The organism is Streptococcus mitis bv. 2 str. SK95, assembly GCF_000222705.1.
Taxonomy (GTDB): Bacteria; Bacillota; Bacilli; order Lactobacillales; family Streptococcaceae; genus Streptococcus; species Streptococcus mitis_AY.
This window is the reverse complement of the sequence record NZ_AFUB01000066.1, coordinates 56,351-81,215: the sequence shown is the minus strand read 5'-3', so window position 1 is coordinate 81,215 and position 24,865 is coordinate 56,351. Positions and strand designations below refer to the sequence as shown.

The window sequence follows — 24,865 nt, the reverse complement described above, 5'->3', positions numbered from 1 at the left end:
ATACAAAAAGAGTCAAGCTCAAAAAGAAAGAAAAGAGGAAACTTCAATGTCTAATTGGGATACTAAATTTTTAAAAAAAGGTTTTACCTTTGATGATGTATTGCTCATTCCAGCAGAAAGTCATGTGTTGCCTAATGATGCAGATTTAACAACAAAATTGGCAGATAATCTGACTTTAAATATCCCAATTATAACAGCCGCCATGGACACGGTCACAGAAAGTCAAATGGCCATTGCCATTGCTCGTGCAGGTGGTCTTGGAGTAATCCATAAAAATATGTCAATTGCGCAACAAGCAGACGAAGTTCGCAAGGTAAAACGTTCTGAAAATGGTGTTATTATTGATCCATTCTTCTTGACTCCAGAACATACCATTGCTGAAGCAGACGAACTGATGGGACGCTACCGTATCAGTGGTGTTCCAGTCGTAGAAACACTTGAAAATCGTAAATTGGTTGGTATTCTAACAAACCGGGATCTTCGTTTTATTTCAGATTACAATCAACCAATCTCAAACCATATGACCAGTGAAAATCTTGTCACTGCTCCAGTTGGAACAGATCTTGCAACAGCTGAAAATATTCTTCAAGAACACCGTATTGAAAAACTTCCTTTGGTTGACGAAGAAGGTCGTCTTTCTGGCTTGATTACTATTAAAGATATTGAAAAAGTGATTGAATTTCCAAATGCGGCTAAAGATGAGTTTGGTCGTCTTCTAGTTGCTGGTGCGGTGGGTGTCACTTCAGATACATTTGAACGTGCAGAGGCTCTCTTTGAAGCAGGAGCGGATGCGATTGTTATTGATACTGCGCATGGTCACTCTGCTGGGGTTCTACGTAAAATTGCTGAGATTCGTGCTCACTTCCCAGATCGCACTTTGATTGCTGGTAATATTGCAACTGCAGAAGGTGCGCGTGCTCTTTATGATGCGGGTGTGGATGTTGTCAAAGTCGGGATTGGACCAGGTTCTATCTGTACTACTCGTGTGATTGCAGGTGTAGGTGTCCCACAAGTGACAGCAATTTATGATGCGGCAGCAGTTGCGCGTGAATATGGAAAAACGATTATTGCTGATGGTGGAATCAAGTACTCTGGAGATATTGTGAAAGCTCTTGCTGCAGGTGGAAATGCAGTTATGCTTGGATCAATGTTTGCTGGAACAGATGAAGCACCAGGTGAAACTGAAATTTTCCAAGGGCGTAAGTTTAAGACTTACCGTGGTATGGGATCAATCGCTGCAATGAAGAAAGGTTCAAGCGACCGTTACTTCCAAGGTTCTGTCAATGAAGCAAACAAACTTGTTCCAGAAGGAATTGAAGGTCGTGTTGCCTATAAAGGTGCAGCAGCTGATATTGTCTTCCAAATGATTGGTGGTATTCGCTCTGGTATGGGTTACTGTGGTGCAGCTAACCTTAAAGAATTGCACGACAACGCCCAATTTATTGAAATGTCTGGTGCAGGTTTGAAAGAAAGCCATCCTCATGATGTACAAATTACTAATGAAGCACCAAACTACTCTATGTAAGAAGTAGAAAAAGAACTCCTGATTTTCAGGAGCTCTTTTTGTTTACAGTGTTGTCAATGTTGATTTACAGATATTTTTCCGTTTTGAATATTGAAAATACTAAGGTTTTCTGGCAAGTTTTGTAAGTGATCTAAACTTGTTGTTGTAATAAAGGTTTGGATAGATTGAGAAATGGTTTCTAGTAATTTTAGTTGCCGTGTGTTGTCAAGTTCACTCATGACATCATCAAGCAGTAGTATTGGAGACTCGTTGGTAATACTTTCCATTAACTCAATCTCTGCCAGTTTGATAGAAAGAACAAGGCTGCGATGTTGACCTTGGCTTCCAAAACTAGCATCCATACCATTGATATAAAAAGCAATGTCATCTCGATGAGGGCCGACACCAGTATTCTTTTTAAACAAATCTCTTGATCTGCTTTTTTCTAAAGCCATTTTAAAAGAACTTGTTAGCTGTTTTTTATCAGTGAAGTTGACAGATGATTGATAAGATATTGACAACTCTTCTAATTTATTTGAGATTTCTAAGTGTTTTATTTGACCAAATTTCTCTAAATCTTTAATGAATTTTATCCGATGCTTTATGACGCGACAACCGTACTCTACTAACTGATCATCTAAGACTGACAGAAATGTTTCATCAATCTTTTGACTGGATTTTAGGTAAGTATTTCTCTGCTTGAGTATATGGTTGTAGTTTGACAGGTCTGACAAGTAAATTGGTTTAATTTGTCCCAGTTCGATGTCTATAAATTTTCGACGAACGGATGGCGCTCCTTTAATTAACTGGAGATCTTCAGGTGCGAAGAGAACAACATTCATATGTCCGATATAGTCTGATAGGCGAGCTTGTTTTAAGTGATTGACTTTAGTCACACGCCCTTTTGGTGTTAAATCAATTTCTAGAGGGATAGAACCTGTTTTTTTCTGTAGCAAGCCAGAAAGATGAAGTTGCTCGTCATCAAAATGAATGAGATTTTTATCTGTACGAGTCCGATGACTACGTGTCAAGGCTAAGAAATAGATTGCTTCTAGAATATTGGTTTTTCCTTGAGCATTTTGGCCTAAAAAGACGTTTAATTTTGGATTGAAATCAATTTTTGCCTCTTTGTAATTTCGAAAGGTCTTAATTGTTAAATGTTGAAGCCACATAGTTATCTTCCTGGAAAACGTGGAGCTTGTTTGGCTTTAGGTGATGAAGAAGTTTTTTGTTTTTCTTTCTTGACACCTTTATTCATCTCTTTGACAAGTTTAGCAATTCGCTCTTTTTCAATCTTATCCGCTTGGTATTCTTCTTGTTCTTTTAAACTTGGTTGTGTCAAGGTGATGTCAATCTTTATATCAGGAATGTCAATCGTATCTCCAATACGGATTTTTTTCCCACGTCTACTTTCTAACTCACCATTAAAGTAAACTTGATGCTCCATTAAAAAGGATTTAATAGCACCACCGCTCTGTATAATTCCAAGCTCTTTTAGAAGGGCTTGGAGCGTAATAAATTCTTCAAATAATTTGTATTCCATAATTCACCTCAATCTTTGGTATTATACCATATTTTCCCTGAAATAGCTGAAGGAAAGTCAGTTAAAATGAAAACGGTTTTACTTTTTAAAGCTATAAAGAGAACAAGAAAAATTTTGATTTTCGTGGTATAATAGAACTCTATATGTAAGGAGGTAAGGTATGGAGTTGGTGTCTGGAATTTCAGCACATTTTATTCAATCCAAAAAGTTTAAAATAAATAAAATCACTATTCGTTTTACTGCTCTCTTATCTCTTGAGACAATAGCAGGACGCATGTTAAGTGCAAGTATGTTGGAAACTGCCAATAAAGCTCACCCAACATCTCAAGCTTTTCGCAGATACTTGGCAAGTTTATATGGAACGGATATTTCTACGAGTGCTTATCGTAGAGGACAGGCACATATTCTTGACCTAACATTTACCTATGTGCGGGACGAGTTTTTGAGTAAAAAAAATGTCTTGACTTCTCAAATTTTTAAACTGGTGAGACAGACTTTATTTGCCCCCTTAGCTCAAGATGGTGCTTTTGAGCCAGCCTTATTTGAAATTGAAAGAAAACAGTTATTGGCCAGTTTGGCTACTGATATGGATGATTCATTTTATTTTGCTCATAAGGAGTTGGATAGCTTGTTCTTCCGTGATGAGCGTCTTCAATTGAGATACAGTGATTTACGAAATCGCATTTCAAATGAGTCTCCGGAAAGTAGCTACACTTGCTTTCAAGATGCTCTGAAAAATGATCGAATTGATTTCTTTTTCTTGGGTGATTTTAATGAAGTAGAAGTGAAGGAGTGGTTGAGGTCATTCTCCTTTACTGGGCGTCAAATCGATGTCAAGCCTCAGTACAAACAACCATATTCAAATGTCCTTCGGGAAGGAATGGTTCGTAAGAATGTGGGCCAATCTGTTTTGGAATTGGCTTACCATTGTTCTACGAGCTATGGAGACAAGCATCATTTGGCCATGGTAGTAATGAATGGTCTATTAGGTGGTTTTGCTCACTCTAAGCTTTTTACAAATGTTCGGGAAAATGCTGGTCTAGCTTACACTATCTCCAGTCAATTGGATTTATTTAGTGGTCAATTGAGGATGTATGCTGGCATTGATCGGGGAAATCGCAATCAAGCTAGGAAGTTGATGAATCATCAATTACTTGAACTAAAAAAAGGTAATTTTACAGATTTGGAGATTGAACAGACTAAGGAGATGATTCGCAGAACCTTGTTGCTTGCGCAAGATAGTCAGAGCTCACTAATCGAGCGAGTTTACTTGAAAAGTTTGTTAGGGAAATCTACATCAGATTTTGACAATTGGATTGAAAAATTAAATAAAGTTGATAAAGAAGCTATCTGCAAAGCAGCAAATAGTGTTCGGTTACAAGCGATATACTTTATGGAAGGAATAGAATGACACCAGTTACCTTTGAAGAAAAATACTATCCTGCTGTAAAGGAGACGGTTTATCAGACTCGTCTATCAAATGGATTGACAGTTTCTCTCCTTCCTAAGAAACAATTTAATGAAGTTTACGGAGTTGTAACAGTTCAATTTGGATCAGTAGACACAAGCTTTACACTATCTGAAAAAGGTTTACAGTGTTATCCAGATGGAATTGCACATTTTCTTGAACATAAATTATTTGAGAGAGAAAATGCTGAAGATATTATGGAGTCTTTTACACGCTTGGGAGCTGATAGCAATGCTTTTACAAGTTTTACAAAGACGAGCTATTTGTTTTCAACAATAGATCATTTATCAGAAAATTTGGATTTGCTTGAGGAATTGGTAACAGTTGCTCATTTTACAGAAGAGTCAGTTGAGCGAGAGCGGGAAATCATTCAACAAGAACGTGAGATGTACCAAGATGATCCAGATTCGCGTCTGTTTTTTGCAACATTAGCAAATCTTTATCCCAATACTCCTCTGGCGGCAGATATTGTTGGAAGTGAAAAATCAATTAACAATATTCAGCTAAATGACTTAAAAGATAACTTTACAGCCTTTTACAAACATGTCAATATGTCTTTGTTTTTAGTTGGCAATTTTGATGTAGATACGGTTGAGAAGTATTTTTCACAAAAGAAACTTAGAAACGTGGAAGAAATGGTAGTAAGGAAGGAGAAGCTTACTTTACAAGCTGTCAAAGAAACAGATAGCCTTCGGATGGAAGTCTCTTCACCAAAACTTGCTGTTGGAATTAGGGGAGCAGGTGAGGTGGCAGAAGAAGATTGCTACCGTTATAATGTTTTGCTAAAATTATTGTTTACGATGATGTTTGGTTGGACTTCTGAGCGATTTCAAAAGTTATATGAGACAGGGAAGTTGGATGCCTCGCTGTCCTTAGAGGTAGAAGTCAACAGTCGCTTTCATTTTGTGATGTTGACGATGGAAACGAAAGAACCTGTTTCTTTGTCGCATCAATTTCGAAAGGCTATTCGCAACTTTACGAAAGATTCAGATCTTACAGAGGAACATCTTGATCTTGTCAAGAGTGAGATGTTTGGGGAATTTTTCAGTAGTATGAACTCCTTGGAGTTTATTGCAACACAGTATGAACCAGTCGACAGAGGAGAAACTATTTTGGATTTACCAAAAATTTTACAAGAAATTACTTTAGACGATGTTCTTGAAGCAGGTCATCGTTTGATAGATGATGGTGATCTAGTTGATTTTACAATCTTTCCAGCTTAAAAGATTAAGTAACCCTAGAAAGAAGGAATGCTAAGTATGAGAAAAAAAACAATTGGTGAGGTTCTGCGTCTAGCCAGAATTAACCAGGGATTGAGTATAGAAGAACTGCAGACAAAAACGGATATTCAGATGAATTTATTAGAGGCTATGGAGGCTGATGATTTTGATCAACTTCCTAGTCCCTTTTATGCTCGTTCTTTTTTGAGAAAATATGCTTGGGCAGTTGAATTGGATGAACGAATTATTTTGGATGCCTATGATTCAGGTAGTATGATCACTTATGAAGAGGTAGATGTCGATGAAGAAGACTTGTCTGGTCGCAGACGATCAAATAAGAAAAAGACTTCTTATCTGCCCTTGATTTATTTCATTTTATTTGCCTTGTCGATTTTAATTTTTGTGACTTATTATGTTTGGAATTATATCCAGACTCAACCAACGCGTCCTTCTTCGCCTAATTATAGTGTTGTTAGCTCAACTAGTTCCACAACCTCATCTAGTTCATCTTCTAGTAGTCAGACGTCTAGCCCATCTTCTACTACGGAATCAACTATTACAGTGTCAGGCGAAGGAAACCGCATTGAAGCTCGGTATAAAACGAGTAAGGAAACAGCTACGGTTCAGCTGGCAGTTTCGGATGTAACTAGCTGGGTTAGTGTTTCAGGAAGCGAGCTAGAGGGTGGTGTGACACTATCCGCAGACAATAAAAATGCAAAAACAACAGTTTCAACTAAGAATCCCGTTACTATCACCTTAGGTGTAGTGAAGGGAGTTACTGTGACTGTAGATAATCAAACAGTTGATACTTCCAAGTTGACGACTGAGACTGGAACTGTAACACTTACATTCACTACAGACTAAGGAAGAAACAATGAAAAAAGAACAAATCCCTAATGTATTAACAGTTGGTAGAATTCTCTTTATACCTCTCTTTATTCTTATTTTGACTTTGGGTCATTCACAAGGCAGTCACCTGCTGGCAGCAATCATCTTTGCAGTTGCTAGTATAACGGATTATCTCGATGGCTATCTTGCTCGAAAATGGAATGTGGTCAGCAACTTTGGGAAGTTTGCAGATCCAATGGCGGATAAGTTGTTGGTTATGTCAGCTTTTATCATGTTGATTGAGTTGGGTATGGCTCCAGCTTGGGTTGTTGCTATTATCATATGTCGTGAACTTGCGGTGACAGGCTTGCGTTTGTTGCTTGTTGAGACGGGGGGGACAGTTCTAGCAGCAGCGATGCCAGGGAAAATCAAGACCTTTAGTCAGATGTTTGCCATTATCTTTTTGCTCTTACATTGGAATTTAATTGGTCAGCTGTTGCTTTATATCGCTTTGTTTTTCACTATCTACTCTGGCTATGATTATTTCAAGGGTAGCGCTCATGTATTCAAAGGGACATTTGGTTCGAAATGAAATCGATTATTGAAGTAAAAAATCTGTCTTTTCGTTACAAGGAAGATCAGGATCATTATGATGTTAATAATGTATCGTTTCACGTGAAACGTGGAGAATGGCTTTCGATTGTAGGTCATAATGGGAGTGGGAAATCGACAACTATCCGTTTGATTGATGGATTGCTTGAAGCAGAGTCTGGGGAAATCTGGATAGATGGGCAATTGCTGTCCTCTGAGAATGTTTGGGACTTGCGTCGTCAAATTGGTATGGTTTTTCAAAATCCAGATAACCAATTTGTGGGTGCGACTGTTGAAGATGATGTTGCCTTTGGCCTAGAAAATCAGGGACTTCCTCGTGAAGAAATGAAAAAGAGAGTGGCTGAATCTTTGGAGTTGGTAGGCATGCTGGACTTTAAGAAGAGAGAACCAGCTCGTTTGTCTGGTGGACAAAAACAACGGGTGGCTATTGCAGGAGTTGTTGCCTTGAGGCCAGCTATTTTAATTTTGGACGAGGCTACAAGTATGTTGGACCCCGAGGGTCGTAGAGAACTGATTCAGACAGTTCAAGAGATTCGAAAAGACCACCAGATGACAGTCGTTTCCATTACACATGACTTAGAAGAAGTTGCGATGAGTGACCGTGTCTTGGTCATGAAAAAAGGCCAAGTGGAGTCAACCAGCAGCCCAAGAGAGCTTTTTTCTCGGGATGATCTTGACCAGATAGGGTTAGATGAGCCTTTTACGAATCAATTGAGAGAATCTTTGAGAGAGACGGGCTATCAGTTGCCAGATGGCTATTTGACAGAAGGAGAGCTAGAGGACAAGTTATGGGAATTACTCTAGAAAATGTGAGCTTTACTTATCAAGAGGGGACCCCCCTATCTTCATCAGCCTTGACTGATGTTTCCTTGACGATTGAGGATGGTTCCTATACAGCTTTAGTAGGGCACACAGGTAGTGGGAAATCAACGATTTTACAGCTTTTAAATGGCCTATTGGTACCAAGTAAGGGTTCTGTTCAAGTTTTTGATACCGTCATTACCTCTACATCAACCAATAAAGAAATTCGTCAGATTCGAAAGCAGGTTGGTCTAGTGTTTCAATTTGCTGAAAATCAAATTTTTGAAGAGACTGTTTTGAAAGATGTTGCGTTTGGACCGCAAAATTTTGGAGTTTCTGAGGAAGAAGCTAAGAAAATTGCGCGTGAAAAGTTAGCCTTGGTGGGCATTGATGAGTCACTTTTTGAGCGCAGTCCTTTTGAACTTTCGGGTGGTCAGATGAGACGTGTGGCTATAGCAGGTATGCTAGCTATGGAGCCAACTGTCTTGGTTTTGGATGAGCCAACAGCAGGGCTAGACCCTTTGGGCAGAAAAGAATTGATGACCTTGTTTAAAAAACTTCACCTTTCTGGAATGACAATCGTTCTGGTAACGCATTTGATGGATGACGTAGCTGAGTATGCTGATCAGGTTTACGTTATGGAAAAGGGGCGTTTAGTCAAAAGTGGCAAACCGAGTGAAGTTTTTCAAGATGTAGCCTTTATGGAAAATGTGCAGTTAGGTGTGCCTAAAATCACAGCCTTTTGTAAACGTTTGGCAGATAGAGGTGTAGCTTTTAAAAAACTGCCAATCAAGATAGAGGAGTTTAAGGAGTCGCTAAATGGATAGTATGATTTTAGGGCGTTATATACCAGGAGATTCCATCATTCATCGCTTGGATCCCCGTAGCAAATTGCTCGCTATGATCCTGTTGATTTTGATTGTATTTTGGGCCAATAATCCTCTCGCTAATCTCATTCTTTTTGTAGCGACAGGTATATTTATCGCTTTGTCGGGCGTTTCCCTCTCATTTTTCGTTCAGGGATTAAAGTCCATGTTCTTCTTGATTGCTTTTACGACTCTTTTTCAGCTCTTTTTCATTTCAAGTGGAAATGTCTTATTTGAGTTTTCTTTTATAAAAATAACGGATTATGCTTTGCAACAAGCAGGGATTATTTTCTGTCGTTTTGTGTTGATTATTTTCTTTTCAACTTTGCTAACGTTAACGACCATGCCTTTGAGTCTGGCAGCTGCAGTTGAAGCTCTTTTAGCACCTCTGAAACGCGTGAAAGTTCCCGTTCATGAAATTGGTCTCATGTTATCAATGAGTTTGCGTTTTGTTCCAACCTTGATGGATGACACGACGAGAATTATGAATGCTCAAAAGGCCCGTGGAGTTGACTTTGGCGAAGGTAGCATTATTCAAAAAGTAAAGGCTATGATTCCAATTTTAATTCCTCTTTTTGCGACGAGCTTAAAGCGTGCAGATTCATTGGCAATAGCCATGGAAGCGCGTGGTTATCAGGGAGGAAAGGGTAGAAGTCAGTATAGACAATTGAGATGGAGTCAAAAGGATACACTGGCAATTCTTGTGATTTTGGTGCTGGGATGTTTCTTATTTTTCTTAAAATCTTAGTGGATTTATAAGATTGATAAAAAATCACAGTAGTAGATCTTTAGTAAAAAGGTAGGAATATGAACCGTTTTAAAAAATCAAAATATCTAATCATTGTTTTTGTCACAGTTCTAGCAGTTTCTGTACTATTAGTGACAACCTATTCAAGTGCTATTGTGACAAAACTAGGAGATGGGATTTCCTTAGTAGATCGAATTGTTCAAAAACCTTTTCAGTGGTTTGATGCTTTCAAATCAGATTTGGGACATTTGACACAGACTTACAATGAAAACGAAAGTCTGAAAAAACAACTCTATCAATTAGAGGTGGAGTCTAATCAATCAGAACGTTTAAAAACAGAAAATGAACAACTACGTCAGCTTCTAGAGATGAAGTCAAAATTACAGGCTACAAAAACCTTAGCAGCAGATGTGATTATGCGTGCTCCAGTATCTTGGAAGCAAGAGTTAACAATTGATGCGGGAAGTTCAAAAGGAGTTTCTGAAAATATGTTGGTCATCGCTAATGGTGGATTGGTTGGTAGTGTTTCAAAGGTGGAAGATCATTCAACGACTGTCAATCTTTTAACCAACGCTGAAAATACGGATAAGATTTCTGTTAAAATCCTGCATGGTTCTACTGAAATATACGGAATCATTGTTGGTTATGACAAGGAAACTGAACTTCTTAAAATCAGTCAATTAAATAGTAATAGTGATATCAGTGCTGGAGACAAGGTGACTACAGGGGGGCTAGGAAACTTTAATGTCAAAGATATTCCTGTTGGAGAGATTGTTGGTACAACGCACAGCAGTGACTATCTAACACGAGAGGTAACTGTAAAGTTAAGTGCTGATATCAAAGATCTTCATGTGGTAGAGTTAGTGGGGAATTAGCAATGAGACTGTTAAAACAAATTGGTATTTTCTTTTTACTCCCTTTTGTTGTGCTAATTGATGCTCATATTGGACAACTGGTGGGATCCTTTTTCCCCCACTTTCATTTAGCCAGTCATTTTCTATTCTTGTTTCTCTTATTTGAGACAATCGAGGTCTCGGAGTATCTCTATCTAGCCTATTGTTGTATAGTGGGCTTGGTTTATGATATTTATTTTTTCCACTTGATTGGAATTGCCACGCTTTTGTTTATCTTGATAGGTGCTTCGCTCCACAAGTTTAACAGCGTGATTTTGACAAATCGTTGGACAAGGATGTTGACCATTATTGTGATCAGTTTTCTGTTTGATATGGGGAGTTATCTTCTAGCTCTTGCTGTGGGATTGACTGTAGATTCTATGTCGGTTTTCATTGTCTATAGCCTTGTTCCTTCAATGATTCTGAACTTCTTATGGATGGCGATTTTCCAATACATTTTTGAAAAATATTATCTATGAGAAAGAAATATAAATGTAACAAAGGCGTAATATTTATTATGTCTTTTTTTGGTATACTAGTAATGTCTCAAATAGAAGGAGTATCGACAGAATATGAAGAAAAAAATCTTAGCGTCACTTTTGTTAAGTACAGTATTGGTCTCACAAACGGCAGTATTGACAACTGTTCGTGCAGAAACAACTGATGAAAAAATTGCTGCTCAAGATAATAAAATTAGCAGTTTAACAGAGCAACAACAAGAAGCTCAAAAGCAAGTGGATCAAATCCAAGGTCAAGTTTCAACAATTCAAGCAGAGCAAGCAAGCTTGCAAGCTGAAAACGAAAAATTACAAGCTGAATCTAAAAAACTTGAAGGAGAAATCACAGAGCTTTCTAAAAATATCGTGGCTCGTAATGCTTCTTTAGAAAAACAAGCACGTAGCGCACAGACAAATGGAGCTGCGACTAGCTACATTAATACAATTGTAAACTCAAAATCAATCACAGAAGCCATTTCGCGTGTTGCTGCAATGAGCGAGATTGTATCGGCTAACAACAAAATGTTGGAGCAACAAAAGGCTGATAAAAAAGCAATTTCTGATAAACAAGTAGCCAATAATGAAGCAATCAATACAGTTATTGCTAACCAACAAAAATTGGCTGATGATGCGCAGGTATTGACAACTAAGCAAGCTGAGTTGAAGGTTGCAGAGTTGAATCTTGCTGCTGAAAAAGCTACTGCAGAAGGTGAAAAAGCTAGTTTGCTAGAGAAGAAAGCAGCAGCGGAGGCAGAAGCGCGTGCGGCTGCAGAAGCAGAAGCAGCTTACAAAGCACGTCAAACAAGCCAACAGCAGTCGGTTGTTGCTTCTGGGAACACAAGTTTCTCAGCTCAAGTACAGGCAACATCAACAACTGACGAGGAAGATTCAAGCTACACTCCAGCACCTGCGCCAGCGCCTGCTAGACAACGTCCAACTTACAGCTCAAATGCTTCAAGTTATCCAACTGGTGAATGTACTTGGGGAGCTAAAACATTGGCACCTTGGGCTGGAGATTACTGGGGTAACGGAGCTCAGTGGGCAACAAGTGCAGCTGCAGCAGGATTCCGTACAGGTTCAACTCCACAAGTTGGTGCGATTGCATGTTGGAATGATGGTGGTTATGGACACGTAGCGGTTGTTACAGCAGTTTCATCATCAACTCGTATTCAAGTATCAGAATCAAACTACGGTGGAGATCGTACAATCGGAAACAAACGTGGATGGTTCAACCCAACTACAACTTCTGAAGGTTACGTAACATACATCTATCCAAACTAATGTATAAAACGAAGAGACTCAATCGAGTCTCTTTTAATGTTTTTATTCGAAAGTCCTACTAAAATTCTACTAAATAGCTTGAAAATACTGTTGAAATATGATAAAATAAAACCTGTCGTGTAAACGATAATACTCATTCTTGATGAATTGTGAAACTGTTGCCCTTGGGTCGTTTTGCAAGCTGAAATCTAGAAGAGGAAAAAACAAAAAGGAGAAATACTCATGGCAGTAATTTCAATGAAACAACTTCTTGAGGCTGGTGTACACTTTGGTCACCAAACTCGTCGCTGGAACCCTAAGATGGCTAAGTACATCTTCACTGAGCGTAACGGAATCCACGTTATCGACTTGCAACAAACTGTAAAATATGCTGACCAAGCATACGACTTTATGCGTGATGCGGCAGCTAACGATGCAGTTGTATTGTTCGTTGGTACTAAAAAACAAGCTGCTGATGCTGTTAAAGAAGAAGCAGAACGTTCAGGTCAATACTACATCAACCACCGTTGGTTGGGTGGAACTCTTACTAACTGGGGAACTATTCAAAAACGTATTGCTCGTTTGAAAGAAATCAAACGTATGGAAGAAGAAGGAATCTTCGACGTTCTTCCTAAGAAAGAAGTTGCACTTCTTAACAAACAACGTGCACGTCTTGAAAAATTCTTGGGTGGTATCGAAGACATGCCTCGTATCCCAGATGTAATGTACGTAGTTGACCCACATAAAGAACAAATCGCTGTTAAAGAAGCTAAAAAATTGGGTATCCCAGTTGTAGCGATGGTTGACACAAACACTGACCCAGACGATATTGATGTAATCATCCCAGCTAACGATGACGCTATCCGCGCGGTTAAATTGATCACAGCTAAATTGGCTGACGCTATCATCGAAGGACGTCAAGGTGAAGATGCAGCAGCAGTTGAAGCAGAATTTGCAGCTTCAGAAGCTCAAGCTGACTCAATCGAAGAAATCGTTGAAGTTGTAGAAGGCGACAACGCTTAATTCAAATACGTAATCATTACCTAGGAGGGCAGGGCTTAGCCCGGCTCTCCTATTTTTAAAAAATATAGGAGAATCAAAATGGCAGAAATTACAGCTAAACTTGTAAAAGAGTTGCGTGAAAAATCTGGTGCCGGTGTTATGGACGCTAAGAAAGCATTGGTTGAAGTTGAAGGTGATATCGAAAAAGCAATTGAATTGCTTCGCGAAAAAGGTATGGCGAAGGCAGCTAAGAAAGCTGACCGTGTTGCTGCAGAAGGTTTGACTGGTGTATTTGTTAACGGTAACGTTGCAGCAGTAGTTGAAGTAAATGCTGAAACTGACTTCGTTGCGAAAAACGCTCAATTCGTTGAGCTGGTAAATGCAACAGCTAAAGTAATTGCTGAAGGTAAACCAGCTAATAACGAAGAAGCACTTGCTTTGACAATGCCTTCAGGTGAAACTCTTGAAGCAGCCTATGTATCTGCAACAGCTACAATCGGTGAAAAAATCTCATTCCGTCGTTTTGCTTTGCTTGAAAAAACAGATGCACAACACTTTGGAGCATACCAACACAATGGTGGCCGTATCGGTGTCATCTCTGTTATTGAAGGTGGAGACGAAGCACTTGCTAAACAAATCTCAATGCACATTGCTGCGATGAAACCAACAGTTCTTTCTTACAAAGAATTGGATGAGCAGTTCGTTAAAGATGAGTTGGCACAATTGAACCACGTGATTGACCAAGATAATGATAGCCGTGCAATGGTTGGTAAACCAGCTCTTCCACACTTGAAATATGGATCAAAAGCTCAATTGACTGGTGAAGTGATTGCTCAAGCTGAAGAAGACATCAAAGCTGAGTTGGCTGCAGAAGGCAAACCAGAAAAAATCTGGGACAAAATCATTCCAGGTAAAATGGATCGCTTCATGCTTGACAATACTAAAGTTGACCAAGCATACACACTTCTTGCACAAGTCTACATCATGGATGACAGCAAGACAGTTGAAGCTTATCTTGAATCAGTAAATGCTTCAGTAGTTGAGTTCGCTCGCTTTGAAGTTGGTGAAGGTATCGAGAAAGCTGCAAATGACTTCGAAGCAGAAGTTGCAGCTACAATGGCAGCAGCCTTGAATAACTAATTAAAAAGGAAGCAATTTGCTTCCTTTTTCTTTTGCTGTAGAGAACTTAGATTTTTCTTTAAATTGGTCAAAGAAAAAGCCCTTTAATAAGGGCTAAGTGCATTTAGGAGACTACACTTCAAATTCATAGAGTGCTGTAGACAAATAACGTTCGCCGTTATCTGGTGCTAAAGCAAGGACTTTCTTACCTGTACCTAATTTCTTGGCAACTTCAATTGCCCCGTAAATAGCTGCAGCTGAAGAAATCCCAACAAGGAAGCCTTCTTTTCCACCAATTTCACGGCCAAGAGCTAGAGCATCATCTGACGTTACGCGGACGATACCATCATAGGCCTTTGTATCAAGTGTTTCAGGAATAAATCCAGCTGAGATGCCTTGAATTTTGTGAGGCCCTGGTTTTTCACCAGATAAGATCGCAGATTCATCTGCTTCTACTGCATAAACTTGAATGTTTGGATTTGCTGCTTTAAGAGCGTGAGAAACACCTGAGATCGTTCCACCGGTACCAACACCGCCTACAAAGGCATCTAAACCATCAGAACCGAAAGCAGCCAGAATTTCAGCTCCTGTTGTCCTTTTGTGTACTTCAGGATTAGCTGGATTATTAAATTGGAGCGGAAGGAAGCCGTCACGTTCAGCAGCGATTTCCTGAGCTTTAGCAATAGCCCCTTTCATTCCTTCGCTACCAGGAGTAAGGACGAGTTCAGCACCATAGGCTTGGATAATCTTACGTCGTTCCACACTCATCGTTTCGGGCATGACGATAACAACTTTATATCCCTTAGCAGCACCTACCCAAGAAAGTCCGATACCAGTATTTCCACTCGTTGCTTCAACAATGGTAGCACCCGGTTTTAGAATACCATCTTGTTCCGCTTTTTCAATCATGCTAAGGGCAATACGGTCTTTTACTGACGATCCAGGGTTAAAAGCTTCAAGTTTTACATAAACATCTGCAGCACCCTCTGGAACGATATTGTTGAGTTTAACAATTGGTGTTTGTCCAATTAGTTCAGTGATATTGTTATAAATAGTCATAGATATACCTCTTTGTATAAGATGATACTAGTATAACGTGCTCTAGGCTATTTGTAAAATATAGAAATCCTATCGAAGCGATAGGATTTTTTTATATCAAAGCTCTAAGCCATTAATTTTCAATCGATTGTGATAAGCAAGTTCTAGTAAATAAGTGTAGAGGGGAAGAATATCCGTTTTCTTAGGAAATTCAAATTTGTGGTAACTAAAATGTTCATTATGTGCTTTTAGAAAGACATTCTCTAAATAAGTGATCGTAATCTCACTATCGTCTATACCTGCTCCCGCAGTTTCCATTTCAACGTTGACAATGTTCATCAAAAAGAGTGACTTAACAGACATCTTGCGACCAGTAGCGCCTTGCTTATCTGTAAAGATGATACGAATATTTGTAAAGATGATTGCGTCACGAATGAGTTTATATCCACTTTGGATTTCTTCATTCTCTAGTAGGTATTGACCATATTCTTTGATAAGAGCTTCTTTGTTTTGCTCGCTAAAATTACCAGCAAGTCCTTGAATAAATTTTCCAAACGCCATGTATTTCTCCTTTATTTACACTAGGTTTACAGGAACTTCAACTTCTCGTAAACCTTGATCTGTTAAAGTAACCTTTCCATTAAAAAACTCTACAAGAGCAGACTTGATATTTTCTTTCTCTTCCTTATCAACATAAATTATGGTATCGATTTGATCTGTAAAGTTTGTCTCGAGTTCCATGAGATTATGTTCTTTAAGGAAATTACCATACTCTTGGTATTGAGCGTAAGACATTTGAATGGCTATACCAGCCTGCTCTTTGATTTCAATAATGCCAATCTCTTTGACAGCCAAGGCTACACTACCTGCATAAGCACGAATCAAACCACCAGCACCTAACTTAATCCCCCCAAAGTAGCGAGTAACCACTACGCAGACATTAGTAAGATTATGATTTTCTAAGACGCCAAGCATTGGGACTCCAGCGGTACCACTAGGCTCGCCATCATCACTCGTACGCTTGATCTCACTGCGTTCCCCTACAATAAAAGCAGAGCAGTTATGGGTGGCTTTGTAGTGTTCTTTTTTGATAGCAGTGATAAAGTCACGAGCCTCTTCTTCACTATAGACACGCTTTGCGTGACAGATAAAGCGTGACTTTTTAATTTCTTCTTGGACTTGCCCGTCCTCTTTAATTGTTCTAAATTCCATGATTTAATTGTACTAAAAAAACACCTAAAGCGCTAGATTTTTACGAATAAAGAAGTATGAAAGTAAATCCAAATTATCTCGGTCGCTTGTTTACTGAGAAAGAATTAACTGAAGAAGAACGTCAGATGGGCGTGAAACTGCCAGCAATGAGAAAAGAGAAGGGGAAACTTTTCTGTCAACGTTGTAATAGTAGTATTCTAGAAGAATGGTATTTGCCTATCGGTGCTTACTATTGTAGGGAGTGTTTACTGATGAAGCGAGTCAGGAGTGATCAAGCTTTATACTATTTTCCGCAGGAGGATTTTCCGAAGCAAGATGTTCTCAAATGGCGTGGTCAGTTAACCCCTTTTCAGGAGAAGGTGTCCGAGGGATTGATTCGAGCAGTTGAAAAGAGAGAACCGACCTTAGTTCATGCTGTCACGGGAGCTGGAAAGACAGAGATGATTTATCAAGTTGTAGCCAAAGTGATTAATGATGGTGGTTCAGTTTGTTTGGCCAGTCCTCGAATCGATGTTTGTTTGGAGTTGTATAAACGACTGCAGAATGATTTTGTTTGTAGAATAGCACTGCTCCATGGCGAATCAGAACCCTATTTTCGAACGCCACTAGTTGTTGCAACGACTCATCAGCTATTAAAATTTCATCATGCTTTTGATTTGCTGATAGTGGATGAAGTAGATGCCTTTCCTTATGTTGACAACCCTATGCTTTACTATGCTGTAAACAAGTGTGTAAAGGTTGAGGGGGTAAAGATATTTCTTACAGCGACTTCTACAGATGAGTTAGATAAGAAGGTTCGCACTGGAGAATTAAAAAGGTTGAGCTTGCCAAGACGATTTCATGGAAATCCATTGATCATTCCAAAGCCAGTTTGGTTATCAGATTTTAATCGTTATTTAGATAAGAGTCAGTTGTCACCTAAGTTAAAGACCTCTATTGAGAGACAGAGAAGAACAGGTTATCCCTTGTTAATCTTTGCATCAGAGATTAAGAAAGGCGAGAAACTAAAAGAGATCTTGCAGGAACAGTTTCCAAATGAAAACATTGGCTTTGTATCCTCAGTCACAGTAGATCGATTAGAGCAGGTACAAGCTTTTCGAGATGGAGAGTTGACGATACTTATCAGTACGACAATTTTGGAGCGTGGAGTTACCTTCCCTTGTGTGGATGTTTTTGTAGTGGAGGCCAATCATCGCCTCTTTACCAAGTCTAGCTTGATTCAGATTGGTGGGCGAGTTGGGCGTAGTATGGACAGACCAACTGGTGAGTTGCTCTTCTTTCATGATGGATTAAATACTTCCATCAAAAAGGCAATCAAGGAAATCAAGCAGATGAACAAGGAGGCGGGATTATGAATTGTTTATTATGTGATCAGTCAACAAAGAGTGACTTGACATTTAGTCACCTCTTACTGTTTAAGAATAAGCACAACTATCTTTGCTCAGCTTGTGATTCTACTTTTGAGAAGATTGGTGAAGGCCATTGTCCAAACTGCATGAAAAGAGGGTTGTTAACCACGTGTCAAGATTGTAAACTTTGGTGTGAAGATGGGATTCAAGTTGATCATAAAGCAATCTTCACCTATAATCAAGCTATGAAAGACTTTTTCAGTCGATATAAGTTTGATGGGGATTTTCTGCTTAGAAAGGTTTTTGCTCCTGTACTTGCAGATGAGTTGAAAAAGTATGGAGACTATGAATTTGTGCTAATTCCTCTAAGTCCTGAAAGATTGCTTGAGAGGGGATTTAATCAGGTTGAAGGTTTGGTTGAGGCGGCAGGATTTTCCTTTCAAGACTTACTAGGGAAAAGAGAGGAGAAGGCTAGTTCTTCTAAGAATCGCTCAGAACGATTAGCTACTGAAATTCCCTTTTATATTAAAACGGAAGCCCCTCTTCCTAAGAAGATTTTGGTTATTGATGACATCTATACGACAGGGGCGACTATCAATCGTGTGAAGCGAATTTTTGAAGAGGCAGGTGTATTGGAAGTCAAAACTTTTTCTCTTGTAAGATAAGGAAAAAATTTGCAAAATGAAAATGAAAGCGTTATAATATAGTTAGAAAAATAAAAATGTTTAGAAAGAAGGTACTTATATGATTAAATATAGTATCCGTGGTGAAAACCTAGAAGTAACAGAAGCAATTCGCAATTATGTAGTTTCTAAACTCGAAAAGATCGAAAAATATTTTCAACCTGAACAAGAGTTGGATGCACGTGTCAACTTGAAAGTTTACCGTGAAAAAACAGCAAAAGTTGAAGTAACAATTCCACTTGGCTCAATTACTCTTCGTGCAGAAGATATTTCTCAAGATATGTATGGTTCTATCGATCTTGTAACAGATAAAATTGAACGCCAGATTCGAAAAAATAAAACAAAAATCGAACGCAAGAATAAAAATAAAGTTGCAACAAGCCAACTCTTTACAGATGCTCTAGTTGAAGATGCAAATGTTGTGCAGCCAAAAGTGGTTCGTTCAAAACAAATTGATTTAAAACCAATGGATTTGGAAGAAGCTCTTCTTCAAATGGACTTGTTGGGACATGATTTCTTTATCTATGTAGACGTAGAAGATCAAACAACAAATGTTTTGTATCGTCGTGAAGATGGTGAAGTTGGTTTGCTAGAAGTTAAGGAATCATAAAATCTTGACAACTATGTAAAAGTGGTTTACACAATTGTAAACCACTTTTGTATTGCATCATTATACAAGGTATAAATGGAGATAGTCATGAAAGACGTGGTGATTGTTTCGGCGGTGCGAACTCCTTTAGGTTCCTTTGGTGGGAGCTTAAAGAATGTTTCTGCTGTTGATTTGGGCTCTTTGGTCATTAAGAGCGCTTTGGAAAAAGCGAATATTAAACCAGAGCAGGTAGATGAAGTGATTATGGGGAATGTCCTAGGCGCAGGTTTAGGCCAAAACGTGGCTCGCCAAATGAGCATTCAAGCGGGGCTCCCTGAATTTACACCAGCCTTTACCATTAATAAGGTTTGTGGTTCTGGGTTAAAGGCAGTTCAGTTAGCTGCTCAAGCGATTCAGTGCGGCGATGCAGATATTGTCGTGGCTGGTGGTGCAGAAAATATGAGTCAGGCTCCATATGTTTTGCCAAACTTCCGTTGGGGCGGCCGTATGGGCGATTCGAAAGTTGTAGATACCATGATTAAGGACGGTTTGTCTGATGCCTTTAACGAATACCATATGGGGATTACAGCTGAGAATGTGGCTGAAGAATATGGTATCAGTCGAGAAGAACAAGACGCTCTTGCTTTAGAATCACAAAAACGAGCAGTTGCGGCTATAGAATCTGGCCGCTTTAAGGAAGAGATTGTGCCAGTGGTCATTCCTCAACGCAAAGGCGATCCTATCGTTTTTGATACAGATGAATATCCTAGAAAAGATGCTAGCTTGGAGAGCCTGTCTAAGCTAGGTCCTGTTTTCAAAAAAGACGGTTCAGTTACAGCTGGTAATGCTTCAGGAATCAATGACGGGGCAGCAGCTGTCTTGGTCATGAGTGCTGAAAAAGCTGAAGAATTGGGACTTCCAGTCATTGCTCGCATTCGTTCGCATGCAAGTGCAGGTTTGGATCCTAAGATGATGGGATGTGGACCGATTTATGCGACTCGCAAGGCTCTTGAAAAAGGCAATTTGACAATTGATGATCTCGACTTGATCGAGTCAAATGAAGCCTTTGCTGCTCAGGCTTGTGCGGTTGGGAAAACACTTGGTTTCAACACAGATATTGTCAATGTCAATGGTGGTGCCATTGCTCTCGGTCACCCAATTGGGGCTTCTGGTTGCCGAATACTAGTGACGCTGGTACATGAGATGATGAAACGTGATGCTAAAACTGGGTTAGCGACTCTTTGTATCGGAGGAGGGATGGGAACAGCCCTCATCGTTGAACGTTAAGTGACAGTAACCAGAGTATATAGATGTGCAGGAGGATGGTTAGCTTATCCTCCTTTTTGCATTAAAACCATAAAAAAATCAATAAGGAAAAGGAGGCTTACCACTTTTTAAAGGTCGCTTTTTAAGGGCTTTTGTGATATAATAATGCGCAAGAGGTTTAGAATGAAAAAAAATAATTTAACTCCGATTTCTGCGGTTCTACTAGGGATTGCAACTTTCGGAACCTTAACAATGCTGATTATTTTTTCACAAAATAATGTTGTAACAATCAGTGCCTTGTTTTTATTTGTACTTCTTTATCTGCTTTTATTTGTATGGCAAAAAAAACAGTATGAAAAGAGCGAAATTGAACAAATCCAATACGTAAACCATCAAGCGGAAGATAGCTTGAACACGCTGCTTGATCAAATGCCAGTTGGTGTTCTGAAATTAGACTTATCTAGTGGCGAAGTCGAATGGTTTAATCCTTATGCTGAGTTGATTTTGACGACTGAAGAAGGCGAAATTGATGTTGACTTGATTCAAACCATTATCAAGGCTTCTGTGGGGAACCCTGGTTCTTATGCTAACTTGGGCGAAACACGCTATGCCGTTCATATGGACAAGGTTTCGGGTGTCCTGTATTTCTTTGACGTTTCAGGGGAATACGAAGCAACTGTTGAATTGGTAACTAGCCGTCCAGTCATTGGAGTCATCTCGGTAGATAACTATGATGATTTGGAGGATGCGACATCCGATTCCGATATCAGCCATATCAATAGTTTTGTGGCCAATTTTGTTTCAGAATTTGCTAGTAAGTATGCTATGTTCTCTCGTCGTGTGGGGATGGATCGATTTTATCTATTTACTGATTACACAGTTCTTGAGGGCTTGATGAATGATAAATTCTCTGTGATTGATGCCTTTCGTGAGGAGTCAAAACAGAGACAGTTGCCATTGACCTTGAGCATGGGCTTTTCTTATGGTGATGGAAATCATGATGAGATAGGGAAAGTTGCTTTAAGGAACTTGAACTTAGCTGAGGTTCGTGGTGGGGACCAAGTGGTTGTCAAGGAAAATGATGAGACCAAGAACCCTGTCTATTTTGGTGGTGGCTCTGCAGCCTCTGTTAAAAGAACAAGAACACGTACTAGAGCGATGATGACAGCTATTTCAGATAAGATTCGCAGTGTAGACCAAGTCTTTGTAGTCGGTCACAAGAATCTGGATATGGATGCCTTGGGATCTGCGGTTGGCATGCAGTTGTTTGCGAGCAATATCACTGAAAATAGCTATGCTGTTTATGATGCAGAACAAATGTCGCCAGACATTGAGCGCGCCGTCAAATTCTTGGGGAAAGAAGGAGTCACTAAACTCTTGCCTCTTACAGATGCGATGAAGTTAGTCACAAATCGTTCGTTGTTGATTTTAGTGGATCATTCAAAGACAGCTTTGACTTTATCGAAAGATTTTTACGAACTGTTTACTCAAACCATTGTCATTGACCATCATAGACGTGATCAGGACTTCCCTGAGAATGCCGTTATAACGTATATTGAGAGTGGGGCAAGCAGTGCGAGTGAGTTGGTAACAGAATTGATTCAGTTCCAAAATTCTAAGAAAAATCGTTTGAGTCGTATGCAGGCTAGTGTTTTGATGGCTGGTATGATGCTGGATACCAAGAATTTCACATCTCGCGTGACGAGTCGAACTTTTGATGTGGCCAGCTATCTCAGAACACGTGGAAGTGACAGTATTGCTATCCAGGAGATTGCTGCGACAGATTTTGAAGAGTACCGTGAGGTAAATGAACTCATTTTACAAGGTCATAAGTTGGGTTCAGATATCTTGATCGCCCAAGCTAAGGACTCAACGACTTATGACACAGTTGTTATCAGTAAGGCTGCCGATGCTATGTTGGCTATGTCTGGCATTGAAGCCAGCTTCGTTCTAGCAAAAAATACACAAGGATTTATCTCTATCTCGGCTCGAAGTCGTAGTAAAATCAATGTGCAACGTATTATGGAAGATCTGGGTGGTGGAGGTCACTTTAATCTAGCAGCTGCGCAAATCGAGAATATGAGTCTGTCAGAAGCAGGAGAAAAATTGACTCAACTTATTTTAGATGAATTAAAAGAAAAGGAGAAAGAAGAATGAAAGTAATCTTTTTAGCAGATGTCAAAGGAAAAGGGAAAAAAGGTGAAATCAAGGAAGTGCCAACTGGCTACGCTCAAAACTTCCTGATTAAAAAGAATTTGGCCAAGGAAGCGACTGCTCAAGCAGTGGGTGAATTGCGTGGAAAACAAAAATCAGAAGAAAAGGCTCATGCTGAAATGATTGCTGAAGCAAAAGCCATCAAAGCCAAGCTTGAAGCTGAAGAGACTGTTGTAGAGTTCGTTGAAAAGGTTGGCCCAGATGGTCGTACCTTTGGCTCTATCACCAACAAGAAAATTGCAGAAGAACTGCAAAAGCAATTTGGAATTAATATTGACAAACGTCACATTCAAGTAAAGGCACCAATTCGAGCAGTAGGTTTGATTGATGTACCAGTAAAAATCTACCAAGATGTTACAAGCGTCATCAATCTTCGTGTAAAAGAAGGTTAAGTTTACAACATCTTGACAAGATTGTAAAAGGAAGGAAAGTCGGATGGCAGAAGTAGAGGAACTGCGAGTTCAACCTCAGGATATTTTGGCCGAACAATCTGTTCTGGGGGCTATTTTTATAGATGAGAGCAAGCTCGTTTTTGTCCGAGAATATATTGATTCTCGAGACTTCTTTAAGTATGCTCATCGGTTGATTTTCCAAGCGATGGTAGATTTGTCGGATCGTGGGGAAGCGATTGATGCGACAACGGTTCGGACAATTTTGGATAGCCAAGGGGATCTCCAAAATATTGGTGGCTTATCCTATCTTGTTGAAATTGTCAACTCTGTACCAACTTCTGCCAATGCAGAGTATTACGCTAAAATCGTTGCAGAAAAGGCTATGCTACGTCGCTTGATTTCCAAGTTGACAGAGTCTGTCAACCAAGCCTATGAGGCCTCTAAGCCTGCAGATGAAATCATTGCTCAAGCTGAAAAGGGCCTCATTGATGTCAGTGAAAACGCCAATCGTAGTGGTTTCAAGAACATCCGTGATATTCTAAATATCAACTTTGGGAACCTAGAAGTTCGGTCACAACAAACAACGGATATCACAGGTATTGCGACAGGCTACCGTGATTTAGATCATATGACGACTGGATTGCATGAGGAAGAACTAATTATCATCGCAGCTCGTCCAGCGGTTGGTAAGACAGCCTTTGCCTTGAACATTGCTCAGAATATCGGAACCAAATTGGACAAGACTGTAGCCATCTTTTCACTAGAAATGGGTGCAGAAAGCCTAGTAGACCGTATGTTGGCAGCAGAAGGCTTGGTGGAGTCCCATTCTATCCGTACGGGTCAATTGACCGATGAGGAATGGCAAAAGTACACGATTGCCCAAGGAAATTTAGCCAACGCGAGTATCTATATCGATGATACTCCAGGGATTCGGATTACGGAAATTCGTTCTCGTTCTCGTAAACTGGCTCAAGAAACAGGCAATCTTGGTTTGATTTTGATAGACTATTTGCAGCTTATCACAGGGACTGGTCGTGAGAATCGTCAACAAGAGGTTTCAGAAATTTCTCGTCAGTTGAAAATTCTAGCAAAGGAACTAAAGGTTCCAGTCATTGCTCTTAGTCAGTTATCTCGTGGAGTGGAACAGCGTCAGGATAAGAGACCAGTCTTGTCTGATATTCGTGAATCGGGTTCTATCGAGCAGGATGCGGATATCGTAGCCTTTCTATACCGTGACGACTACTATGATCGTGCGGGTGAAGAAGAGGAAGGAATTCCAAATAACAAGGTTGAGGTTATCATTGAGAAAAACCGTAGTGGAGCTCGTGGAACGGTGGAATTGATTTTCCAAAAAGAATACAATAAATTTTCAAGTATCTCAAAGAGGGAGGCATAAGATGTCAGATGCATTTACAGATGTAGCCAAGATGAAAAAAATCAAAGAAGAGATCAAGGCGCATGAGGGACAAGTCGTTGAAATGACTTTGGAGAATGGCCGTAAGCGCCAAAAAAATAGACTGGGTAAGCTAATTGAAGTTTATCCGTCTCTATTTATCGTTGAATTTGGGGATGTTGAGGGAGACAAACAAGCTAACGTCTATGTTGAATCCTTCACCTACTCAGATATCTTGACAGAGAAGAACTTGATTCGCTATCTAGACCAAGAATCCTAAAATGAAGTGAGCTTTGCTCACTTTTTTCTTTTTCTCCCGAATAGTATAAAGGAGGGTAACCTCGGAAATTTATATTATTAAGGAGAAT

General features: G+C 39.5%; 26 protein-coding genes. 21 read left to right on the top strand and 5 right to left on the bottom strand.

Annotated elements, in window-relative coordinates; translation table 11 throughout:
• Positions 1-46: 46 nt before the first annotated feature.
• Positions 47-1,525: an IMP dehydrogenase gene (gene guaB / locus HMPREF9965_RS12460; RefSeq protein ID WP_000073411.1), complete on the top strand. Its 1,479-nt coding sequence runs from the start codon at positions 47-49 to the stop codon at positions 1,523-1,525.
• A 53-nt stretch (positions 1,526-1,578) separates the two neighbouring features.
• On the opposite strand, the gene recF is transcribed toward guaB, so the two are convergent.
• Positions 1,579-2,676 (bottom strand): DNA replication/repair protein RecF, encoded by a 1,098-nt coding sequence (gene recF, locus HMPREF9965_RS12455; protein ID WP_000266683.1) that lies wholly within the window; start codon positions 2,674-2,676, stop codon positions 1,579-1,581.
• 2 nt (positions 2,677-2,678) lie between these two features.
• Positions 2,679-3,047, bottom strand: a complete 369-nt coding sequence (gene yaaA, locus HMPREF9965_RS12450; RefSeq protein WP_000455884.1) for a S4 domain-containing protein YaaA — start codon at positions 3,045-3,047, stop codon at positions 2,679-2,681.
• A gap of 160 nt (positions 3,048-3,207) precedes the next feature.
• Between yaaA and yfmF the strand changes: the two genes are divergently transcribed.
• The 12 genes from yfmF to tsf all read left to right on the top strand — a co-directional run bounded on the left by yfmF (position 3,208) and on the right by tsf (position 14,382).
• Positions 3,208-4,458, top strand: coding sequence for an EF-P 5-aminopentanol modification-associated protein YfmF (yfmF, locus tag HMPREF9965_RS12445; RefSeq protein WP_000424606.1), 1,251 nt, complete (start codon positions 3,208-3,210; stop codon positions 4,456-4,458).
• Complete coding sequence (gene yfmH / locus HMPREF9965_RS12440; protein WP_000189298.1) at positions 4,455-5,738, top strand: EF-P 5-aminopentanol modification-associated protein YfmH; 1,284 nt, start codon at positions 4,455-4,457, stop codon at positions 5,736-5,738. The genes yfmF and yfmH overlap by 4 nt, the downstream gene beginning before the upstream one ends.
• 36 nt (positions 5,739-5,774) lie before the next feature.
• Positions 5,775-6,599 (top strand): cytoskeleton protein RodZ, encoded by an 825-nt coding sequence (gene rodZ / locus HMPREF9965_RS12435; protein WP_001227953.1) that lies wholly within the window; start codon positions 5,775-5,777, stop codon positions 6,597-6,599.
• A gap of 10 nt (positions 6,600-6,609) precedes the next feature.
• Positions 6,610-7,155 carry a CDP-diacylglycerol--glycerol-3-phosphate 3-phosphatidyltransferase gene (pgsA, locus tag HMPREF9965_RS12430; protein ID WP_000712154.1) on the top strand — a complete coding sequence of 182 codons (546 nt, stop codon included), beginning with the start codon at positions 6,610-6,612 and terminating at the stop codon, positions 7,153-7,155.
• A complete protein-coding gene (locus HMPREF9965_RS12425) occupies positions 7,152-7,979 on the top strand; it encodes an energy-coupling factor ABC transporter ATP-binding protein (protein WP_000835742.1) in 828 nt (275 codons plus the stop codon). Before pgsA ends, HMPREF9965_RS12425 begins: the two co-directional genes overlap by 4 nt.
• On the top strand, positions 7,964-8,803 hold the full coding sequence (locus HMPREF9965_RS12420) for an energy-coupling factor transporter ATPase (protein WP_000513206.1): 840 nt from the start codon (positions 7,964-7,966) through the stop codon (positions 8,801-8,803). Before HMPREF9965_RS12425 ends, HMPREF9965_RS12420 begins: the two co-directional genes overlap by 16 nt.
• Positions 8,796-9,590, top strand: a complete 795-nt coding sequence (locus HMPREF9965_RS12415; RefSeq protein WP_000377876.1) for an energy-coupling factor transporter transmembrane component T family protein — start codon at positions 8,796-8,798, stop codon at positions 9,588-9,590. The genes HMPREF9965_RS12420 and HMPREF9965_RS12415 overlap by 8 nt, the downstream gene beginning before the upstream one ends.
• Positions 9,591-9,649: 59 nt before the next feature.
• On the top strand, positions 9,650-10,465 hold the full coding sequence (gene mreC / locus HMPREF9965_RS12410; RefSeq protein WP_001078965.1) for a rod shape-determining protein MreC: 816 nt from the start codon (positions 9,650-9,652) through the stop codon (positions 10,463-10,465).
• Positions 10,466-10,467: 2 nt separating this feature from the next.
• Entirely contained in the window at positions 10,468-10,962 is a 495-nt protein-coding gene (gene mreD / locus HMPREF9965_RS12405) for a rod shape-determining protein MreD (protein WP_001237917.1), read from the top strand.
• A 93-nt stretch (positions 10,963-11,055) separates the two neighbouring features.
• Positions 11,056-12,261 (top strand): peptidoglycan hydrolase PcsB, encoded by a 1,206-nt coding sequence (pcsB, locus tag HMPREF9965_RS12400; RefSeq protein WP_000726998.1) that lies wholly within the window; start codon positions 11,056-11,058, stop codon positions 12,259-12,261.
• 222 nt (positions 12,262-12,483) lie between these two features.
• On the top strand, positions 12,484-13,263 hold the full coding sequence (rpsB, locus tag HMPREF9965_RS12395) for a 30S ribosomal protein S2 (protein WP_000268475.1): 780 nt from the start codon (positions 12,484-12,486) through the stop codon (positions 13,261-13,263).
• 78 nt (positions 13,264-13,341) lie between these two features.
• Positions 13,342-14,382 carry a translation elongation factor Ts gene (gene tsf / locus HMPREF9965_RS12390; RefSeq protein ID WP_000808090.1) on the top strand — a complete coding sequence of 347 codons (1,041 nt, stop codon included), beginning with the start codon at positions 13,342-13,344 and terminating at the stop codon, positions 14,380-14,382.
• A 111-nt stretch (positions 14,383-14,493) separates the two neighbouring features.
• Here tsf and cysK read toward each other — a convergent pair whose 3' ends face one another.
• From cysK to HMPREF9965_RS12375, 3 genes are all read right to left on the bottom strand, one after another.
• On the bottom strand, positions 14,494-15,420 hold the full coding sequence (gene cysK, locus HMPREF9965_RS12385) for a cysteine synthase A (RefSeq protein ID WP_000158485.1): 927 nt from the start codon (positions 15,418-15,420) through the stop codon (positions 14,494-14,496).
• 96 nt (positions 15,421-15,516) lie between these two features.
• Positions 15,517-15,960, bottom strand: a complete 444-nt coding sequence (locus HMPREF9965_RS12380; protein ID WP_000863905.1) for a PH domain-containing protein — start codon at positions 15,958-15,960, stop codon at positions 15,517-15,519.
• 15 nt (positions 15,961-15,975) lie between these two features.
• Positions 15,976-16,611 carry a YigZ family protein gene (locus HMPREF9965_RS12375; RefSeq protein ID WP_000395751.1) on the bottom strand — a complete coding sequence of 212 codons (636 nt, stop codon included), beginning with the start codon at positions 16,609-16,611 and terminating at the stop codon, positions 15,976-15,978.
• 56 nt (positions 16,612-16,667) lie between these two features.
• Here HMPREF9965_RS12375 and HMPREF9965_RS12370 point away from each other — a divergent pair, with 56 nt between their 5' ends.
• The 8 genes from HMPREF9965_RS12370 (at position 16,668) to HMPREF9965_RS12335 (ending at position 24,777) form a co-directional block, all read left to right on the top strand.
• Positions 16,668-17,966, top strand: coding sequence for a DEAD/DEAH box helicase (locus HMPREF9965_RS12370; protein ID WP_000867710.1), 1,299 nt, complete (start codon positions 16,668-16,670; stop codon positions 17,964-17,966).
• A complete protein-coding gene (locus HMPREF9965_RS12365; RefSeq protein ID WP_000995707.1) occupies positions 17,963-18,625 on the top strand; it encodes a ComF family protein in 663 nt (220 codons plus the stop codon). Before HMPREF9965_RS12370 ends, HMPREF9965_RS12365 begins: the two co-directional genes overlap by 4 nt.
• Positions 18,626-18,704: 79 nt before the next feature.
• Positions 18,705-19,253 carry a ribosome hibernation-promoting factor, HPF/YfiA family gene (gene hpf / locus HMPREF9965_RS12360; RefSeq protein ID WP_000599119.1) on the top strand — a complete coding sequence of 183 codons (549 nt, stop codon included), beginning with the start codon at positions 18,705-18,707 and terminating at the stop codon, positions 19,251-19,253.
• Between the two features lie 87 nt (positions 19,254-19,340).
• Entirely contained in the window at positions 19,341-20,519 is a 1,179-nt protein-coding gene (locus HMPREF9965_RS12355) for an acetyl-CoA C-acetyltransferase (RefSeq protein WP_000656066.1), read from the top strand.
• Between the two features lie 162 nt (positions 20,520-20,681).
• Complete coding sequence (locus HMPREF9965_RS12350; protein ID WP_000739994.1) at positions 20,682-22,655, top strand: DHH family phosphoesterase; 1,974 nt, start codon at positions 20,682-20,684, stop codon at positions 22,653-22,655.
• Complete coding sequence (gene rplI / locus HMPREF9965_RS12345; protein ID WP_000864212.1) at positions 22,652-23,104, top strand: 50S ribosomal protein L9; 453 nt, start codon at positions 22,652-22,654, stop codon at positions 23,102-23,104. Before HMPREF9965_RS12350 ends, rplI begins: the two co-directional genes overlap by 4 nt.
• Before the next feature lie 43 nt (positions 23,105-23,147).
• Positions 23,148-24,500, top strand: coding sequence for a replicative DNA helicase (gene dnaB / locus HMPREF9965_RS12340; RefSeq protein ID WP_000852474.1), 1,353 nt, complete (start codon positions 23,148-23,150; stop codon positions 24,498-24,500).
• Between the two features lies 1 nt (position 24,501).
• Positions 24,502-24,777, top strand: a complete 276-nt coding sequence (locus HMPREF9965_RS12335; protein WP_001278166.1) for a Veg family protein — start codon at positions 24,502-24,504, stop codon at positions 24,775-24,777.
• Positions 24,778-24,865: the final 88 nt, after the last annotated feature.

What these genes read in the sequence shown, in the direction of transcription:
- HMPREF9965_RS12365 (WP_000995707.1), top strand. Translation starts at nt 17,963, where the DNA reads ATGAATTGTTTATTATGTGATCAGTCAACAAAGAGTGACTTGACATTT.
- rodZ (WP_001227953.1), top strand. Translation starts at nt 5,775, where the DNA reads ATGAGAAAAAAAACAATTGGTGAGGTTCTGCGTCTAGCCAGAATTAAC.
- HMPREF9965_RS12335 (WP_001278166.1), top strand. Translation starts at nt 24,502, where the DNA reads ATGTCAGATGCATTTACAGATGTAGCCAAGATGAAAAAAATCAAAGAA.
- HMPREF9965_RS12425 (WP_000835742.1), top strand. Translation starts at nt 7,152, where the DNA reads ATGAAATCGATTATTGAAGTAAAAAATCTGTCTTTTCGTTACAAGGAA.
- HMPREF9965_RS12355 (WP_000656066.1), top strand. Translation starts at nt 19,341, where the DNA reads ATGAAAGACGTGGTGATTGTTTCGGCGGTGCGAACTCCTTTAGGTTCC.
- HMPREF9965_RS12415 (WP_000377876.1), top strand. Translation starts at nt 8,796, where the DNA reads ATGGATAGTATGATTTTAGGGCGTTATATACCAGGAGATTCCATCATT.
- hpf (WP_000599119.1), top strand. Translation starts at nt 18,705, where the DNA reads ATGATTAAATATAGTATCCGTGGTGAAAACCTAGAAGTAACAGAAGCA.
- HMPREF9965_RS12370 (WP_000867710.1), top strand. Translation starts at nt 16,668, where the DNA reads ATGAAAGTAAATCCAAATTATCTCGGTCGCTTGTTTACTGAGAAAGAA.
- guaB (WP_000073411.1), top strand. Translation starts at nt 47, where the DNA reads ATGTCTAATTGGGATACTAAATTTTTAAAAAAAGGTTTTACCTTTGAT.
- pcsB (WP_000726998.1), top strand. Translation starts at nt 11,056, where the DNA reads ATGAAGAAAAAAATCTTAGCGTCACTTTTGTTAAGTACAGTATTGGTC.
- HMPREF9965_RS12350 (WP_000739994.1), top strand. Translation starts at nt 20,682, where the DNA reads ATGAAAAAAAATAATTTAACTCCGATTTCTGCGGTTCTACTAGGGATT.
- tsf (WP_000808090.1), top strand. Translation starts at nt 13,342, where the DNA reads ATGGCAGAAATTACAGCTAAACTTGTAAAAGAGTTGCGTGAAAAATCT.
- pgsA (WP_000712154.1), top strand. Translation starts at nt 6,610, where the DNA reads ATGAAAAAAGAACAAATCCCTAATGTATTAACAGTTGGTAGAATTCTC.
- mreC (WP_001078965.1), top strand. Translation starts at nt 9,650, where the DNA reads ATGAACCGTTTTAAAAAATCAAAATATCTAATCATTGTTTTTGTCACA.
- mreD (WP_001237917.1), top strand. Translation starts at nt 10,468, where the DNA reads ATGAGACTGTTAAAACAAATTGGTATTTTCTTTTTACTCCCTTTTGTT.
- yaaA (WP_000455884.1), bottom strand. Translation starts at nt 3,047, where the DNA reads ATGGAATACAAATTATTTGAAGAATTTATTACGCTCCAAGCCCTTCTA.
- yfmF (WP_000424606.1), top strand. Translation starts at nt 3,208, where the DNA reads ATGGAGTTGGTGTCTGGAATTTCAGCACATTTTATTCAATCCAAAAAG.
- HMPREF9965_RS12420 (WP_000513206.1), top strand. Translation starts at nt 7,964, where the DNA reads ATGGGAATTACTCTAGAAAATGTGAGCTTTACTTATCAAGAGGGGACC.
- rplI (WP_000864212.1), top strand. Translation starts at nt 22,652, where the DNA reads ATGAAAGTAATCTTTTTAGCAGATGTCAAAGGAAAAGGGAAAAAAGGT.
- cysK (WP_000158485.1), bottom strand. Translation starts at nt 15,420, where the DNA reads ATGACTATTTATAACAATATCACTGAACTAATTGGACAAACACCAATT.
- recF (WP_000266683.1), bottom strand. Translation starts at nt 2,676, where the DNA reads ATGTGGCTTCAACATTTAACAATTAAGACCTTTCGAAATTACAAAGAG.
- HMPREF9965_RS12380 (WP_000863905.1), bottom strand. Translation starts at nt 15,960, where the DNA reads ATGGCGTTTGGAAAATTTATTCAAGGACTTGCTGGTAATTTTAGCGAG.
- HMPREF9965_RS12375 (WP_000395751.1), bottom strand. Translation starts at nt 16,611, where the DNA reads ATGGAATTTAGAACAATTAAAGAGGACGGGCAAGTCCAAGAAGAAATT.
- dnaB (WP_000852474.1), top strand. Translation starts at nt 23,148, where the DNA reads ATGGCAGAAGTAGAGGAACTGCGAGTTCAACCTCAGGATATTTTGGCC.
- rpsB (WP_000268475.1), top strand. Translation starts at nt 12,484, where the DNA reads ATGGCAGTAATTTCAATGAAACAACTTCTTGAGGCTGGTGTACACTTT.
- yfmH (WP_000189298.1), top strand. Translation starts at nt 4,455, where the DNA reads ATGACACCAGTTACCTTTGAAGAAAAATACTATCCTGCTGTAAAGGAG.